At 65.5% G+C, this 17749-nt stretch carries 12 protein-coding genes; 5 read left to right on the forward strand and 7 right to left on the reverse strand.

Annotation, left to right across the window (positions count from 1 at the left end; genetic code table 11):
- The first annotated feature begins 12 nt into the window (after positions 1 to 12).
- Positions 13 to 2151, forward strand: a complete 2139-nt coding sequence (locus GX414_14775; GenBank protein NLI48364.1) for an insulinase family protein — start codon at positions 13 to 15, stop codon at positions 2149 to 2151.
- 37 nt (positions 2152 to 2188) lie between these two features.
- Here GX414_14775 and uvrB read toward each other — a convergent pair whose 3' ends face one another.
- A complete protein-coding gene (gene uvrB / locus GX414_14780) occupies positions 2189 to 4201 on the reverse strand; it encodes an excinuclease ABC subunit UvrB (protein ID NLI48365.1) in 2013 nt (670 codons plus the stop codon).
- Positions 4202 to 4348: 147 nt separating this feature from the next.
- Here uvrB and GX414_14785 point away from each other — a divergent pair, with 147 nt between their 5' ends.
- On the forward strand, positions 4349 to 7030 hold the full coding sequence (locus tag GX414_14785) for a DUF4388 domain-containing protein (protein ID NLI48366.1): 2682 nt from the start codon (positions 4349 to 4351) through the stop codon (positions 7028 to 7030).
- Between the two features lie 24 nt (positions 7031 to 7054).
- On the opposite strand, the gene GX414_14790 is transcribed toward GX414_14785, so the two are convergent.
- From GX414_14790 to GX414_14805, 4 genes are all read right to left on the reverse strand, one after another.
- On the reverse strand, positions 7055 to 9835 hold the full coding sequence (locus tag GX414_14790) for a tetratricopeptide repeat protein (GenBank protein NLI48367.1): 2781 nt from the start codon (positions 9833 to 9835) through the stop codon (positions 7055 to 7057).
- Positions 9836 to 9847: 12 nt separating this feature from the next.
- The gene (locus GX414_14795) at positions 9848 to 10723 is read right to left on the reverse strand and encodes a hypothetical protein (protein NLI48368.1); all 876 of its coding nucleotides are present in this window, start codon (positions 10721 to 10723) and stop codon (positions 9848 to 9850) included.
- 66 nt (positions 10724 to 10789) lie between these two features.
- Positions 10790 to 11986: a phospholipase A gene (locus tag GX414_14800; GenBank protein NLI48369.1), complete on the reverse strand. Its 1197-nt coding sequence runs from the start codon at positions 11984 to 11986 to the stop codon at positions 10790 to 10792.
- Between the two features lie 45 nt (positions 11987 to 12031).
- Positions 12032 to 12607 carry a hypothetical protein gene (locus GX414_14805; GenBank protein ID NLI48370.1) on the reverse strand — a complete coding sequence of 192 codons (576 nt, stop codon included), beginning with the start codon at positions 12605 to 12607 and terminating at the stop codon, positions 12032 to 12034.
- A 261-nt stretch (positions 12608 to 12868) separates the two neighbouring features.
- Between GX414_14805 and GX414_14810 the strand changes: the two genes are divergently transcribed.
- Positions 12869 to 14086, forward strand: a complete 1218-nt coding sequence (locus GX414_14810) for a pyridoxal phosphate-dependent aminotransferase (GenBank protein ID NLI48371.1) — start codon at positions 12869 to 12871, stop codon at positions 14084 to 14086.
- Positions 14083 to 15720 (forward strand): phosphoenolpyruvate carboxykinase (ATP), encoded by a 1638-nt coding sequence (locus GX414_14815; protein ID NLI48372.1) that lies wholly within the window; start codon positions 14083 to 14085, stop codon positions 15718 to 15720. Before GX414_14810 ends, GX414_14815 begins: the two co-directional genes overlap by 4 nt.
- Here the strand turns inward: GX414_14815 and GX414_14820 are convergent.
- Together GX414_14820 and GX414_14825 are read right to left on the reverse strand one after the other, a co-directional pair.
- Positions 15662 to 16237 (reverse strand): FAD-binding oxidoreductase, encoded by a 576-nt coding sequence (locus tag GX414_14820; protein NLI48373.1) that lies wholly within the window; start codon positions 16235 to 16237, stop codon positions 15662 to 15664. The two genes, GX414_14815 and GX414_14820, sit on opposite strands and share 59 nt — an antisense overlap.
- 170 nt (positions 16238 to 16407) lie before the next feature.
- Positions 16408 to 17142, reverse strand: a complete 735-nt coding sequence (locus GX414_14825; protein NLI48374.1) for a DUF374 domain-containing protein — start codon at positions 17140 to 17142, stop codon at positions 16408 to 16410.
- Between the two features lie 144 nt (positions 17143 to 17286).
- Here GX414_14825 and GX414_14830 point away from each other — a divergent pair.
- Positions 17287 to 17749, forward strand: a 463-nt coding sequence (locus tag GX414_14830; GenBank protein ID NLI48375.1) for a hypothetical protein, incomplete at its 3' end; no start/stop codon positions are given.

Here is a 17749-nt window from a genome sequence, read left to right on the forward strand (position 1 = left end):
ATGGAGAGAAACATGAACAAGAACACCCAATGGATCGTGCTGATACTCGTTTTGGTCCTCGGTTTGTCCGCCGGTGTCGCGGCCAAGGAACGCAAGTTCCAGTATCCGTCGCTGCGGGAGATCAAAGCGCCACCCGTCACCACGGGGGCCCTCCCGTCGGGTCTCAAGCTCTACATGATGGAAGACCACGGTCTGCCCATGGTCCAGTTCCAGGTGCTCATCCGGACCGGGTCGGCCTTCGATCCCCGGAACATGGCCGGCTTGTGCGGTGCGACGATGGAACTCATTCGCACCGGCGGCATCCCCGGCAAGACCGGTGACGAGCTCGACCAGATGCTCAACGACATGGGCGCCGTCATCCGCGCGGGCGCCGACGCCGATTCGGCCTCCATCTCCGGTTCCTGCTTGGCCAAGGACGCCGAGACTGTGCTCGGAGTTGTGGACGACATGCTGCGCCGGCCTGCGCTGGCACAGGACAAGCTGGACCTGATCAAGGTGCAGATGCGCAGCGCCATTTCCCGCCGCAACGACGATCCGAGTCAGATCGCCTCGCGCGAGTTTACCCGCCTGGTCTACGGCGCCGACAGCCCGTACGCGCGGCAGACCGAATACGCCGACGTGGACGCCATGACCCGCGACGCTGTGGTCAGCTTCCACCGGCAGTTCGTGCAACCCGGCGGCGTCGCCATCGGCGTCTGGGGCGACTTTCAGACAGAGACGATGAAGGCGTGGCTCAGCGAGCGCTTCGGCACCTGGTCGAACGCCGGCCCGGTCGTGGGTGTCTTCCCGGAAGTGCGCGTCACGCCGGCCCCGTCGGTTCGGCTGGTGGTCAAGAAGGATGTCAACCAGTCCAACATCCGCCTGGGGCATATCGGCCTCCGCATGGACAATCCCGACTACTTCGCCGTCGAGATGATGAACAGCATCTTCGGCACCAGCGGCTTCCTCTCCCGGCTCATGCAGATCGCCCGGACAGAGCACGGACTGACCTACGGCATCCAGGGCGGGATCGCCTTCGAGCGCGGCTACCTGGGACAGTTCGTGGTGGGCACCTCAACCAAATCCGAATCGACGGTCGACATGATCAACATCATCATCGGCGAGATCAACCGGATCCGCAACACCCCGGTCTCCGACGCCGAGCTCACCCTCGCCCGTGAAGCGTTCCTCAATAGTTACGTATTCAAATATGAATCCACGTTCGACGTCCTCACCCGGATGATGTCGCTGGACTACTTCGGCTTCCCGCCCGATTTCATGCAGACGTTCCAGAAGCGCATTGCCGGGGTGACCGCCGCCGATGTGCGCCGCGTGGCCAACGCCTATCTGCACCCGGACAAGCTGACCATCCTGGTGGTGGGCAATCCCGACCAGTTCGTCAAGCCGCTGTCCGCGTTCGGTGAGGTGCAGGAGTTGGATATCGCCATCCCGGCGCCGGCCGCCGCGGCGGACGCGGCCCCCGCCGCCACCCCCGCTTCCCTGGCCAGGGGCCAGGTGCTGCTGAGCCGGATGATCGACGCCATGAAGGCCACCGACAAGCTGGACACGCTCGCGGGCATGCACCTGCAGCAGCAGTCCACGCTCCAGCTGGCACCCCAGATGAGTTTCACCTTCGACGTCGACAGCTACACCTTCCTTCCCGATCAACTCTACGTGAAGATGGCCAGCCCCATCGCCACGATCGTTCGCGCGTTCGACGGCAAAGCCGGCTGGATGCAGATGCCCCAGGGAATCAAGGACCTGTCGGCTGCCGAGATCGAGGAGGTCATGGAATCCATCGCGCACTCGCCGCTGGTATTCCTGAAGCACTCACGAGTGGAGGGTGCTCAGGCTGTCTACGCCGGTCGCGCCGATGTGATGGGCCGGAGCTACGAGTCGATCTACATCCCCCTCGGTGAGGGGAAGGGCTTCCGCGTGTATGCCGATCCGGACACGGGCATGCTCGCCGGGCTGGCCTACGCCGGCAACTACAACAACGAACCCGGACAATTCATCCAGCTCTTCAGCAACCCCGTCGAGTTGGCCGGCCTGACCCTCCCCCGGGACAGCGAGACATATTTCAACGGCAAGAAAGTCGCCAGCGGCGCCATCCAGGCGCTGGAACTGAATCCGACCCCGAATCCTGCGTTGTTCCAAAAACCCGCCAATTGATCGTTCACCGGGGGGCGGCGCCCGAACGGGCCGCCCCCTATTCCTCCTCGCCCAGCATCGCCAGCAGCAGCTCCTGCAGCTCCCGCATCCGGTCGCGCAACGCCGCCGCCCGTTCGAATTCCTGCGCGCCGGCGGCTTCGATCATCCGCTGGCGGGTGGCGGCGATGTCCCGCTCGAGGTCAGCGGTCGTCCGGTAGGTCTTCGTCGCGGGCAGCTCCCGGGTGAGATCCACGTAGTCGGCCTCGCACACCCGCACGAGTTCCTCGTCCAGCGGCTTGACGATGCTCTGGGGGGTGATGCCGTGGGCGCGGTTGAATGCCTCCTGGATCTCGCGGCGGCGCTGGGTTTCCCGCATCGCCGTGGCCATGGAGTCGGTGACGGCGTCCGCGTACAGGATGACCGTGCCGCTGAGGTGGCGCGCCGCCCGGCCCATGGTCTGGATCAGCGCGGTGGCGGACCGGAGGAAGCCCTCCTGGTCGGCGTCCAGCACCGCCACCAGCGATACCTCGGGCAGGTCCAGCCCCTCCCGCAGCAGGTTGATGCCCACCAGCACGTCGTGCACCCCGAGGCGCAGGTCCCGCAGGATTTTCATCCGGTCCAGCGTCTCGATCTCCGAGTGGAGGTAGGCCACCCGGACACCCAGCTCGCGGAGGTAGTCGGTGAGATCCTCGGCCATCTTCTTCGTCAGCGTGGTCACAAGGGTCCGCTCGCCCGCCTCGGCCCGGCGGCGGACCTCGGCATACAGGTCGTCGATCTGCCCCTTCACCGGCCGGACGTGAATGACCGGATCGAGCAGGCCGGTGGGCCGCACGATCTGCTCCACCACCCGCCCGGCGGCCTGCTGGAGCTCATAGGGCCCCGGCGTGGCCGACACGTACACCACCTGGTGGACGCGGTTCTCGAATTCCTCGAAGTTGAGCGGGCGGTTGTCCAGCGCCGACGGCAGGCGGAACCCGTGCTCCACCAGGGTGAGCTTGCGGGTCCGGTCCCCGTGGTACATGCCCCGCACCTGGGGAATGGTCACGTGCGACTCGTCCACGAAGATGAGGTGGTCGGACGGCAGGTAGTCCAGCAGGGTCGGCGGCGGTTCGCCGGGCTGGCGTGCGGTGAGGTGGCGCGAGAAGTTCTCGATGCCCCGGCAGTATCCCAGTTCCTTGATCATCTCCAGGTCATACATGGTGCGCTCGTGCAGGCGCTGGTGCTCCAGCAGCTTTCCCTCGCCGAGCAGGCGCGATTCGCAGCCCTGCAGCTCGCTCTTGATGCTGGCCACGGCCCGGTCCCACTGGGCACGGGGGATGACGTAATGGCTTTTGGGATAGACCGGCAGGCGCTCGTGCTGCGACAGCGTCCGGCCGGTCAGCGGATCCACCATCGCCAGCGCTTCGATCTCGTCGCCGAACAGCTCCACCCGGATCAGGCCCTCGCCGTAGGGTGGATGGATGTCGATCACATCGCCCCGCACCCGGAAATTGCCTGCCTCCGGCGCCACGTCGTTGCGGGTATACTGAAGTTCCACCAGCTTGAGCAGGAGCTCGCGGCGGTGGATGGTTTTCCCCTTCTCCAGGAACAGGACCATGCCGTAGTAGGCCTCGGGTGAGCCGAGGCCGTAAATGCAGCTCACGCTCGCCACGATGATGCAGTCGCGGCGCTCGAACAGGCTGCGCGTGGCCGAGTGGCGCAGCCGGTCGATCTCCTCGTTGATCTGGACCTCTTTCTCGATGTAGGTGTCGGTGGCCGGGATGTAGGCTTCCGGCTGGTAGTAGTCGTAGTAGCTGACGAAATACTCCACCGCGTTGTCGGGGAAGAAACGCCGGAACTCCTGGTAGAGCTGGGCGGCCAGCGTCTTGTTGTGGGCCAGCACCAGCGCCGGCCGCCCCATGGCCTCGATCACCCGGGCCATGGAGTACGTCTTGCCGCTGCCGGTGACCCCCAGCAGCACCTGGTGCCGGGCGCCCGCCCGCAGGCCGGCCGTCAGCTTCTGGAACGCCTGCTCCTGGTCGCCCTGCGGCTGGAAGCGCGCCTCCAGCCGGAACGGCCGCTCCCGTCCCACCTGCCGGGAATAGGCGATGCCGCGATCATTCAATCCGTCGTCCGCCACTCGCCCCTCCCGCCGTTCCGTCGACGGAGCGGCGACGGCACATTCTAACACATTGCAAACGCTTGATTCTTGTGATATATCAAAGCTCCGGGAGCCGTGATGGACGAACTGAAAACCGAATCCTTCGACATTCAGGAATACCTGACCCTCATCAAGAAAAACCGCCTGCTGATCCTGGCCTGCGTCCTGGCCGGGGCGTTCCTGGCTCTCATCTTCAACGAATCGCGGACACCCATCTACAGCGCCACCGTCCGGATCGAGGTCCGCTCGGTGCCCCAGGTGCTGCTTACCCAGTACGCCTACGTTTCCGACTGGTGGACAAAGGAACGTGACCTGAACACCCAGTTCGAAATCCTGCGCAGCCCCGCCATCCTCGAGCGGGTGGTGCGCAAAGCCCGGATCATGGAGCAAGCTGAACCGCCGGGCGAACGCTCTTCCGGCACCGCCCGTTTCTTCTCCGGGCTCACCCATTTCTTCGGCCTGTCACAGCCCGAGGCTGCGGCGCCCACCGGCTCGCACAGCCAGCAGGAGTTCGATGCCATGGTGGCCTCCCTGTGCGCGGGTGTCACCATCGAGCCGGTCAAGGACACCAACCTGGCTGACATCACCATCAAGCATTCGAACCCGTCGGTCGCCTTCATGGCCACGGACACTATCGCCAAGGCGTATGAGGATTTCATCCTCGAGACCCGCTTCGACGAAATCCGCCGGATGATGAACATCTACACCGACCAGCTGGTCACGCTGAAGAAAACGCTGCGCGAATCGGAAGAGGACTACCTGGCCTTCATCCAGCGCACCGGCATCTCCTCCCTCCAGGAGAAGAAGGAGATCACTCTAGAGGGGCTGTCCGACCTCAAACTCAATTACACCGACACGAAGATCCGTCGGGCCGAGGTGGAGGCGGACCTGGAAACCCTGCAGGGCGTCTCCCAGGAGAGCGATCTCGCCCGCCTGCTGCAAGCGCCTCTGCTGGACAAGAACGCCGCCCTGAACCAACTCAAGCTGGAGATTCTGAACGTCCAGTTCCAGCTGCAGGACCTGCAGAAACGCTATCGGCCTCAGCACCCGGAGGTGACGAAGAAGGAGAGCATGCTGCAGTCGCTGGTGACCAAGTTCCGCGGCGAGCTCGACACCCATCTCCGCAGCAAGCGCGCCGAGCGCGACGCCCTGATCGCCAAGGAAAACGAGCTGGCCCGGGCCATCCGTGAAAACGAGTCCATCGCCATCAAGGATTCCTCGGTGGCGCTGCAGTACAAAAAGTTCAAGGACGAGCTCGATTCGAACAAGACGCTCTATGAGACGCTGCTGAACAAAATCAAGGAGCTGGACATCACCAAGTCGTCCCGCGAGAGCTCGATCCAGGTCGTCGAACAACCCGTCCGGCCGGTGGATCCGATCTCCCCCCGCAAGGGCGTCAACCTGCTGCTGGGCTTGCTGCTGGGCCTGCTGACCGGCGTCGGTCTGGCGTTCGGCCTGGAATACCTGGACCAGACGCTGCGGAATACCGACCAGATCAAGCACCTGCTCAAGCTGCCCACCATCGCCATGATCGGCCAGCTCAACGACAAGGAGCTGGCGGGCGCCACTGTCCCGCTGGTCACCGAGCCGTCGATTCCCGGCACGTTCCAGGAAGCATTCCGGTTCCTCAAGACCAACCTGACCATCGCCACGCTGAACCGAAGGCACACGCTGATGATGATCACCAGCACCGGTTCCGGCGAGGGGAAAACCACCGTTGCCGTCAATCTGGCGCTTTCCTTCGCCCGTGAAGGCAAGGACGTGCTCCTCGTGGATTTGGACCTGCGCCGGCCCAAGGTGCACGCGGCCCTCGGGATCGACAACCGCCAAGGGTTCACCGACCTGATGGTGGATCCGTTCACCTGCATCCCACTCAGCGGCTCACTCGACAGCATCCCGCTGAGCGATCTGATCTACCTGCTGATCCATCTCGGCCACAGCGGCTGCCTCACCATCGAGACACCCGACAGCCATTACGAGATCGTCCTGGTCAAGGGGCGGATCGCCCTGGTGAGCTCCTCGCAGCGCGAGGAGCACGACCGCCTCGGCCGCCTGCTGGTGAACAAATTCGGCTTCCCCGAGGCGCGGCTGGCCGACGCCCTCCAGGAGGCGGCGCGGCGCCGCCAGCGGTTGGGCGAGTATCTGTACGACATCGGCGCCGTGGAACTGGAACCGGTGATCGAAGCGCTCCGGCACCAGTTCACCGCCACCTTCCACCGCCTGCTCCCCGCCACCGCCGGCACGTACCGCTTCGAGGAACGGGAGGACCTCTTCTTCCATCCCGAGATCCTCCAGCGGCTGGAGGCGGAAAAATCGCTGGCGGACGACCTGGCGGTGCCCATCGGCAGCGTGGCGAAATTCCACGATCGCTACGGCATCGTGAAAGGCCCCGCCGACGGGCTATACGTGTTGACCGCCGGTTCCCGCTCCCCCGAACCCGACGAGATCCTCGCTTCGGAGCGACTCTTCAGCATGCTGGACATGCTGCGCAAGCATTTCCACACCGTCGTCATCGACTCGCCGCCGTCGGCCATGGTCAGCGACTCGAACACCCTGTCGCCCCACGTGGACGGGATCGTGTACGTCGTCCGCTACGGCAAGCTGCCCCGCAAGCTGATCCAGAGCACGGTGGAACGCCTCCGCGCCAACAGCGGCAAGATTTTCGGCGTGGTGCTCAACGGGGTCAACATCCGGCGGGAATCGTACGTGGACGAATACTACTACTACAGCGACTACTACCGCCGGACCGACGAAAGCTGAGCCGCCGCCCCCTCCGCGCGCGGCCTATCGTAACGCATCCAGCTCCCGCCGCGCCGCTTCGTTGCCCGGTTCCGCCGCCAGCAATGCCGTGTAGCACTGCCGAGCCCTGTCCCGGTCGCCGGCCAACAGATAACTGCGGCAGATCCTGAGCTGAAGCGCCCGGTCGGACGGCCGGAGGCCGGCCAGTCGCTGGTACACGCCCGCAGCCAGCGCGAACCGGCCCTTATGTTCGTAAAGGAGGGCCAGGTATTCAAGCAGCGCGGTGTTGTCGGGAAACTGCCGCACCGCCATCTCCAGCTCGGGCACCGCCTGCTCCACGAGGTCCTGCGCCACGAGCACCCGGCCCAGTTCCAGGTACAGGTTCGGCTCTTCCGGCCGGAGCCGGATCACCCGGCGCAGAGTCTCCTCGGCCCGGACGCGGTCGCCGCTGCGGGTGTACAACCGATAGAGTCGGTTCAGCGCGTCGACATCGTCCGGGAACCGGCCCCGGTACGATTCCAGCGCCTGAATGGCGCCGGTGACATCGCCGCGTGCCTCCGCGGCCTGCGCGGAGAGCAGCGCCACGCGGGGATACGCGCCGGATCGGCCGGTTAGGGCGGCCAGAAACCGTTCCCGGGCACCCACCCGTTCCGGCCGATCGAAAAATTCGTAAGCCTGGTTGGCGGCGCCCGCCGACCACGCCTGTGCATCGCCGTACGCCAGCCAGAGCGCCACCGCCTCGGCGTCGCGATTCTGCCCGATGGCCAAGCCGGCCGCCAGAGCAGTCCGGCGCGGATCGTCGGACGGGCCGCGCCCTTCCAGCATGTTAAGGTGGCCGGCGGCCTCGTCCGGCCGTCCCGCGTCGAGCGCCCAGAGCCCCAGGGTCAGGTGAATCCCGGTGGGATCCGGCGCCCACTGCAGGGCGGACCGCAAGCCGCGCCGGGCCAGTTCCCGAAAGGCCGCCTCACCGAAGAACGGCTGGAGCGGCTGGTGGTAACCGAGATCCGGCAGGAGGGCCACGGCGCGCTCCATGTGCCGTTCGGCCGCAGCCCGATCGCCGCGGCGCAGGAAGTGGATCGCGGCGATGTCGTGGAAATACGGATTGTTCGGATCCAGCTCCAGGGCCCGCCAGTAGTAGCGCCACGGATCGAGGTCGCCGCCGCGGCGCGGATCCCGTTGCCGCTCCATGGCCGCCAGGCGGTTCAGCACCGGCGCCATCTCGGCGCCGCCGAGCGGCGCGCGGTGCAGTGCGGCCGCGGCCTCCGCCAGCATCCCGGCCCGGAGCCAGGCGCGGCCGTCGAGCGGAAACGCGCGGAGGGCGTCCAGGTAGCCCTGCCACGCCGGCTCGAAGGCGCGGCTGCGGTTCAGCCCGAACCGCGCCCGTAGCGCCCAGCGCTCGCCCCATTCGAAATGTGCCTCGGCGTTGTCAGGATCCACGCGCCGCGCGACGGCAAGCGCCTCCACCGACGGCGTCTCCCGCTCCAGCACGGCCAGCAGGCGGCTCTCCTCCAACTTCAGATTGGCCAGTCCGAGCCATGCGGCCGCAGGCACGAGGAGCAGGGCCGGCGCGAAGCAAACCGCAGGCAGCCGGACCGTCTCGCCCGACCGGTTCGCCACGGCGGCGCCCAGCAATGCCGCCAGCGTATAGGCGCAAGCCAGGATGTGCATGTGAAAATCGAATGACACCTCGACGAGGACGGCCACGAGCGCCCCCTGGGTGGCTAGAAACAGGCTCTGCTTCATCGGCCGGCGGGCCGTGCGCATGCCGGACAGCAGGAGTCCGGCCAGCACGGCAACAAGGCCGACGACCGCCGCGGCGCCCACCAACCCGGCTTCAGCCAGCACCTGCAGATAGTCGCTGTGTGCAAACCAAGCCTGGCTGTTGGCTCCCGGTGCGCGATACAGGGGAAACATCCAACCGAAAGTGCCCGGACCGCAGCCCAAAACGGGGTGAGCCAGGAACATGGCCAGCGCCGACCGCCAGATCGCCACACGACCGCCGATGCTGACCAGCTGGGCTTCGGTGGACGACTGGCCCAGCCGCCAATCCAGCGGCTCCAGGCCCAGCTGAATCAGCACGCCGCCGATGATCACAAAGAGTAGTACACCGAGCCGGAATACCCGGCCGCGGTGGGACTGCAGGTCCAACTGCAGCAATCCCATTACCCCCACCGAGGCGAGCAGCCCCAGCCAGGCGCCGCGTGACAGAGAGAAGGCCACGCCCGCCGCGATCAGGCAGTTGGCCACTGCCAGCACGATCTTCCCGGACAGCGACCGGGCGCGCAAATACAGGATCAGTCCGAACGGGAAGAGCAGCGTCAGGTAGCCGGCGAAATGGTTGCGGTTAATGAAGGTGCCGTGCGCCCCCCCCCGATCGAGCCCGACCGCCACGCCCCACACCTGGTGCACGTCGAGGAGCCAGTTCAGCAGACCCCACAGGGCGATGGCGGCCGCCAGCGCTACCAGCCCGACAGCCAGCCGACGCCACTGCCGCAGGTCGTTGAACAGGGCCGCGCTCAGGAAGAAGACCAGTCCCAGGCCCGACCAGTACAGAAAGCTCTCCAGCGACATCCGCCGGTACTCGCTGAACAGGCCGGCGGCCGCGAGCGCCCCGACGGTCAGGCAGACCGCCAGTGCCAGGCGCCGCGGGCAAGCCACTTCCACCGCCCGTCCGAAAGGCGCGAACGCCAGGGCGGCAGCCGCCGCCAGCAGGCCCGTCGCCAGCAGGGTGTAACCCGGGGTCACGCCGCCGAAGTACAGCGGCGCCGTCAGCAGAATGACCAGCGCGGTTCCCCGTGCCGCGGTGGAGCGCCAGTGCCGTTTCATGCCGCGATCCGCTTAGAACCAGCTTTCCGGGACAATGACCTTGTCCCCCGGGACCAGGGGGACATCATGGATTTCGCCTTTCTTGATTTTCTTGATGTTGATCTTGAGCCGAGTGACTGTCTCGCCGTCCAATCGGATCACCTCGGCGCGGTTCTCCGCCGCGAAGGGCAGGAAGCCGCCGGCCATCAGGCACAACTCGTACACGGTCATGCCCGGCCGGAAGTCGTAGGCCCCCGGTGATTTCACCTTCCCCTCGATGTAGACCTGGTAGGACTGCGTGTCGGATTTGCGGGACGGCACATTGATGATGTCATCGGGCAGGATGGGCAGGGCGTCCGGATCCTGCCGGCCGCTGAGCACGTCCTGGAGACTGATCGTGTACTTCGTGCGCCCTTCCCCGCCAGCCGGCTGCTCGGCGGCCCGCCGGAACAGGATGGCGTCCGACGCGGCGTTTTCGGTCATCCCGCCGACAAGCGACAGGATCTCCAAGATGTTGGTCGCATCCTGCCGGAGGAAGTATTCGCCGGGCTTGCGCACCTCGCCCAGCACCAGGATCTTTTTACTCTTGTACTCCTGAATGTCGACCTTGACGGTGGGATTCAGCAGGTAGTCCCGCTCGAGCACCGCCCGGAGCTTGTCCCGGGCCTCGGTGAGAGTCAGCCCCCCCACTTCGATCTCGCCGGCCAGCTTGAGGGTGACCGTGCCGCGCGGGCTGACAGGAAACACCCCGGTCAGATCGGCTTCACCCACGACCTCAATTTTCAGCACGTCGCCGATACCGAGATGATACGTTTCAGCAGCACTCGCCCACGCCGCCGCGACGATCCACGCCAGCGCGCATCCGGCGGCCGTGACGACTCCATACAATCGTGGAAATGATGTCACCATACATCCGCCACTGGGGACATCGGGCGCAGCGGCACCCGGCGAGCTCCCGGACCGTCCTCCCGGTGTCTAGAAAATCGTGTACCGGACGCCCACCGAGAACACGTTCATGCCGAACTCGTAATCGGCGTTGCTGGAGTTGCGGTTCATGAACCGGTAGTGGGATTCGATGAACCAGCGGTCCTGCATCTGGCGGGCATAGCCGACGCCGATGAACTGGTAGTCGTCCTCGCGGTTGTCGGCCAGGTCGTCAGCGGACAGGACCTCAAAATCGTTCCAGCGCAGGCCGAACTCCAGGAACAGGTTGTCCCGAGCGGTCATCAGCCAGTTGCCCCGGCCCTGCAGATAGTAATCCGTATAGAAATCCGCGCTGTAGTTGGGCGCCTGGCTGCGCTCCCGGCCCACGGTCACGTTCAGGCCGGATCGCTCGCGCTGCATCTGGACGCCGAAGTTGTAGTACAGGTTGGTGCCGCTGCTCCAGGTGCCGCCATCGACGTCGCGATCCTGGGCGCCGATTTCGCCATTCAGGCTCCAGGCGTCGGAAAACTGCCGTTCGATGACGCCGCCGAAGGTGTTGTCGGTGTAATCCATGTAATCCGCGTCGGGGAAGTTGCGGTCATAGTACCGGTAGATGAAACCGGCCTTGGTGCGGGTGTTGAAGTGGTAGTACAACCCCGCATTGAACTGGTGTCCCCGGGAGTTGATGAAATCGTGATCGGCGCTGTCATCGTCACGGTAGTAATCGATGATGGTATTGCCGTAGCCCACGGAGAGTTCCACGTGATCGGTGGTCTTGAAGATCACGTCCGCCAGCAGGTTGTTCTGGATGAACCGGCCATACACCATCTCGTCGACGAGACGGAAATCGGGGCGGTTCGTGTTGTCCAGATTGTCCCGCAGGCGGAACAGCACGTGGTCGCTGAGCCGGTAGCCGAAGTTGAACTTGAGATAGTTGTTGTAGATATCGGAGCTGTCCAGTTCCTGGCCGGGAATTTCGGACTCGGTGTCCAGGTAGAGGTCGCCCTGGCCGCGGTAGCCGATGTTGAAGAACGACCGGGCCCCCTCCTTGCTCCACTCCAGTTCCGGCGCGATGGTGAACACCCACGTGCTGACCTCGGTACCGTCCGGGCTGTAGTACACGTTGTCGTCGTACTGGGGCATCACCGCCACGCTCAGCTTGAAGCCCTTGGCGGGTGTCGCGGCGGTAACCACGCCTGCCAGCATCAGTGCCAAGCCCATGATCAGTCCGATGAATATCCGTCTCACGCGCGCAACCTCCGTGTGATCGACTCTGTCGGTTCCCAAACCGACTCACTTTTTCCGGGAAGGATAAACGGGGCTGGCGGTCTCTTCGGTGACATTCTTCAGCCGGTAATTGCCGAAGGGGTCCGTCAGCAGGTCGTTCGGCTGGGTGCCCATGGGCTTGCCCGCGGCGTAGGCGGCCACCGCGGCGGTGAACGCGGGCAACTGCATCAACCGGAGCACGTCGTTGGCCGGCAGGCACTCTCCGGGCTCGCCGGCGGTCATCAGGCCCGCCTCGGCCAGGAGACGGATCTTGTCCTCGCACGTGACGGCCGTGAAGTTGTACTGCCGCCGCACCAGCTCGAAGGTCACCTCCGCCAGCAGGCAACGAGTGACGCACTGGGAGCAATCGGCGCGGGTGAAAGCCTCAAGGCCGTGGGCGACCAGAACGCTCCGCCTCACCTGGCAGGCTTCGGCGGCGCCCAGGTCCTTGTAAGTGGGGGGAAGCCGGCTCTCCAGCCCCAGTGCGGGGACCAGCAGCTCGGTGTACCGGCCGACAGTCATGGAATCGCCCGGGCTGTCAGCGGCCCACGCGGCCCCAGTTGCCACCAACAAGATACACACAGCCAGCGTTTTGATCTTCATGCGTGCACACCCTCAGTCAGAATACACGACACACAATAAAGTGTGTCAGATTAAATCTAACAGATTCTTAGGTATACCTGCAAGAAAAATATGGGAATCAAGATGGTGCTTTTCCAATATTGTTAAACAATTGCCCATTGTGCGGTTGACACACCCTTCGGGCGGGGTATAACATGAAAGACTCTTTCCCCATCATGGCGGGCCGGATCGGCTGATTCCAACCGACCGGTTCCGCGGCAGTTCGAGGAGGACCTGTCGATCATGAGCATCAGTCAATTGGCCCGTTCCATCGCCGAGTCGCCGACCCTGAAACTGAACCAGGCCGCCCGGGTACTCCAAGCGAAGGGGGAACCGGTGATCCATCTCGGCGCCGGTGAGCCAAAAAGCAAGGTGCCCGTCGAGGCCATCCGCGCGTCTGTCGCCCAGCTCAACACCGGTGAAGTGCGGTACACGCCCACCAGCGGGATTCCGGAGCTCAAGCGGGCGATCATCGGTTACACCGAACAGCATTACAGCCGGACCGTCGCGCCCGAGAACGTCATCGTATCCGGCGGCGCTAAGCAGTCGCTCTCCGTGCTGCTGTTCACCCTGCTCAACCCGCAGGACGAGGTGATCATCCTGGCACCCTACTGGGTCAGCTATCCGGACATGGTCAAGATGGTGTACGGCGTCCCCGTGATCGTCAAGCCGGAAGACGGCGGCTTCGAGCCCCGCTTCGACGAGATCACCCGCGCGGTGACGGCCTACACGAAAGCCATCATCATCAACAGCCCCAACAACCCTTCCGGCGCCGTCTACTCCGAGGAGTTGATCGCCCAGATCGTCCAGTTCTGCGAGAAAAAGAACATCTACGTCATCATGGACGACATCTACCATCAGCTGGTGTTCGACAGGAAGCGGGCCGCCAACGCCTACCAGTGGGCCAAGGAGGACTTGGAAAGCTCCAAAGTCATCGTGATCAACGGCGTCTCGAAGCTGTACGCCATGACCGGCTTCCGCATCGGCTGGACCATCGCGCCACGCGCGATCGTCTCGGTGATGATCAACGTGCAGGGACAGACCACGTCGTGCCCCGCTACCATCTCCCAGCACGCCTCCGTGGGCGCCCTGACCGGTTCCCAGAGTTGCGTTGAAAGCCTCCGCTTGACGCTCCAGAACAACCGTGACGTGATGGCCAGGGAGTTCGACGCGTTCGACGGCGTCCGCCTGATCAAGCCCGAAGGAACGTTCTACTGCCTGCCCGATTTTTCCGCCTTCAACCGCAACTCGGTGGAGTTGTCCAGTTTCCTGCTGGAGAAGGTCCTGGTCGTGACCGTGCCCGGGCGCGAGTTCGGCATGGAGGGCCACCTTCGCCTGAGCTACTGCGGCTCCGTCAAGGACGTCACCGAAGGCGTCGAACGGATCAAATGGGCTCTGGATCCCAACGCGCCGAGCGAGCTGTATATCGGTGACCGAAAAATCGTCAAAGACTGGTCATGAAGCACTTCCTTGAGATCAAAACGCCGGCGCAGAGCGTTGCCCAGGAGCGGGCCAGCTCCTTCACTCTGAAGCACCAGGGGTTCCCCAAGCTCAACCGGGTCTACTGGAATCTGCCGGTCCCGGCGCTGTGCGAAGAGATCGTGTTCCGCGGCGAAGGACGGCTGGCCGCCGACGGGCCTGTCCTGGTGGACACCGGCCGGCACACGGACCAGTCGCCCAACGACGCGTTCATCACCCGCGAAGCGTCCACCGAAGAGCACGTTGGCTGGGGCCAGCACAACCGGCCGTTCAGCCCGGCGAAATTCAGCGGTCTCCTGAACCGGCTTCACGCCTACCTGATGGACCGGGACGTGTTCGTCCAGGACGTCTATGCGGGCGCTGATCCCGGTCGCCGCCTGGCTGTCCGCGTGATCACCGAGCTGGCCTGGCACAGCCTGTTCGCCCGTCACCTGTTCCGCCCCGCCGATACGCTCGACGCGCAGCGAGACTTTGCACCCGACTTCACCGTCCTGTGCATCCCCTCGTTCCAGGGTTCGCCGGAGATCGACGGTGCCGCGTCGCAGACCTTCGTCGCCCTGAGCCTCGGCCAGAGGCTGGCCCTCATCGGCAACACGGCCTATGCCGGCGAGATCAAACGGGCGGTCATCACTTACCTGAACTACACGCTGCCCCTGGACGGCGTCCTGACCCTGAACTGCGCGGCCAACGTCGGCCCCGAAGGGGATCCGGCGCTGCTCTTCGGCCTGCCGGGCACCGGCAAGACCACGCTGGCCGCCGACCCGCGCCGCCGCCTGCTCGGCGACGACGCGCACGGCTGGAGCGACGAGGGGATCTTCAACCTGGAGAACGGCTGCTATGCCCGGGTGGCCGCTCTCACCGCGGCCGACGCGCCGCAGCTCCACCCCGCCACCCGCCGGTTCGGCAGCATCCTGGAGAATGTCGCATACGATCCGCTGAGCCGGATTCCCGACCTCAGCGACGTGTCCCGCACCGACAACGCGCGCTGCGCCTGCCCTCTGGCGTTCGTCGACCAGGCAGTGGCCGAGCCGCCGGCCGGCCACCCCCGGCACGTCGTGATGCTCATCGGCGACGCCTCGGGCGTCATGCCGCCCATCGCCCGGCTCACCCCCGAGCAGGCGGTCTACCAGTTCATCTCCGGGTATTCGGCCCGAATCAACACCCCCAAGTCCGGCAAAGGCGCGGAGCCGGAAGTCGTCTTCAGCCCCTGCTTCGGCGCCCCGTCCATGGTTCTGCCGCCCGGCGTCTACGCCGACCTGCTGCTGCGCAAGATCACCCGCCACGGCATCAACTGCTGGCTGCTGAACACCGGCTGGGTGGGCCGGTTCGGCTCGGGCAAGCGCATCGGTCTCCACCACTCCCGCGCCCTGCTGCAAGCGGCCCTCGACGGCGCGCTCGACAAGGTCAAGTATTGCAAGGATTCCGTGTTCGGATTCTCCGTCCCCATCGCCTGCCCCAACGTGCCCGAGGATCTGTTGCACCCCGAGCGCGCCTGGCGCAGCAAGGATGCGTACGCGAAGTGCTGCCGCGCCTTGGCCTTCCGGTTCGCGGAGAATTTCAAGAAATACAAGGCCCGGTGCCCCGCCGGCGTGGCCAAGGCCGGCCCGAAGCATTGAACCGTCTCCCCGTGAACTCCGTCGCCCTGCCGGCTGTCCCACAGCCCGACGCCGCCGACCGTGAGCCGTTCGATCCCGTCAGGAGGCCGGGCACCCGGCGGGCGATGGCCAGCGAACACGTCAGGCCGGGGGAGTCGATCCCGAGAAGATGGATACAATCGCCGTGCCGCGGGTCGCGCCGGATGATGAAATCCCGTTCGACCGGCAGGCGGACCATGATCCCGGTGAAATCCATTTCAAGGTCTTCCAACCGGAGGATCGGGACATAACGTCCGGCCTGTTCCAGAAAGTGCCCGGTCGGCCGCCGATTCTTCTCATCATCCTCAGGACCGGCGGCCGGACCGAATTTCGGGCCGACGGTGACCGTGTCGCCCACCGCTACGCGGCCGTCACGATCCAGCCCGAACGGGGGCGTCAGGTGAATGCCCGCCATGCTGAGGCGCTCGTCGCCCAGGCGCAGGAGCTGGGAAACCGGATCGACGTCCAGCCCGTTGAGCCAGAGTCGGTGCGGCGGCAACAATTGAATCTGTAGTATTCCCCTCTCAGCGGCACCGACCGGAAGCCACAATCAGGATTGACCGTCCGGACGATGGCGTGGGTGTACAATTCCGTCGCGTTGACCACGACCGCGGCGGCCGGACCTCCGCGCGCCGGCCCCGATGGCCTCCATGATGCCACGCTCCCGCTTCAGCTTGCGCGGTCGTGCCTTGGTCCGCCGGCCGGTTCCGCCGGCTCCAGGTGTGCTGTCATCAGCGCCAGGTTGGCCGTGTCATCCTCCCCCCAGTCGCGCGTGTCCAGGAGCGCCGCCCGGACAATGAACCGGCTGAACGGCCATGGCAGGCGGGTCCGATCCCACGAGTTGAAGGTTATCCGCGGCCGCGGGTCGAACCCCAGCACGACCACCATTGCCCTGGCGCGCCGCGCCAGCAGGGCCGCACCCGGCTTCCCCACGCGGCGGGGTCCCCGGGGCCCATCCAGGGCCAGCGCAGCGCAGTGGGGGTGCGGATCGGACGGTATGGCCAGCCAGTGCTTCAACTCAACGAGCCCGCCCACCGCCCCGCGGCTGGACGACCCCCGGACCGCCACCAGTCCCAGGCGCTCCATCACCCGGGTCAGCATCTCGCCGTCGCGGGAGCGGCTGATCATGACGGCCACGCGGCCCTTCGGCCCGCGCCGCAGGTTGACGATCTCGACATTGAACAAATCCTCGTGCCAGAACGCGAACACGATGGGCCGTCCGGACGCCTTGGCCGCATCAAACTGATCCAGCCCCTCGATCCGCAGCCGCTGGGTGGCCGCCAGCGCCCGGATATAACCGGCGATGAGCGGCGCGCCCACACGCCGGAACAGCCGGTCGCCCAGCGTCTCGGTCCGACGAGTTTCCGGCGGCGGAGCGTCCGGTCGCGGCCGGCCGGTGGTCATGCCGCTGGATCCTGATTCGGCGGAGTACGCACCATGGCCGAATTATACGGGATGCGCCGGATGACGCCAAGGGTTTCCCGTAGCGGGAGGGTCTTGATCCCCGGAGCCGGGCCGTCTACAATCGACCGGGAAACAGCCGTGACTATGCACGCACCAACTCACGCTCCAGCCCCCGTACCGGTTCCGCGTCCGGAATCCACCGATCCGCTGGACCGCGGGGCGCTGCGCCGCTTCCTGTACGGCTTCGGGGCGCCGTGGCGCGGCCTGCGCCTCCTGTTCACCCATCCCCGGCTGTTGCTGCAGATCGTCGTCCCGGCAGCCATCAACATGGTTCTGGTCCTGCTCGTGGTGGCAGCGGCGCTGATCTGGTCCCCGGAACTGATGGGGATATTCTGGGAACGGCCGGTGGGGGTCGGTTTTGGCGACATGCTCCTCACCGGCATGTGGCTGGCCGGCGTGGCGTTCGTCGCCCTGTTCCTGATCGCGCTGGGCGTCATCTGCATCTACGGCGTGGCGGGACTCGTGCTGACCCCGTTCCTGGATTACCTGTCGGAGCGGGTGGAAGAGCTGGATCTCGGACCGCGCCCCGAGGGGTTCGCCTGGCCGG

The organism is Acidobacteriota bacterium (assembly GCA_012517875.1).
Classification (GTDB): Bacteria; Acidobacteriota; JAAYUB01; order JAAYUB01; family JAAYUB01; genus JAAYUB01.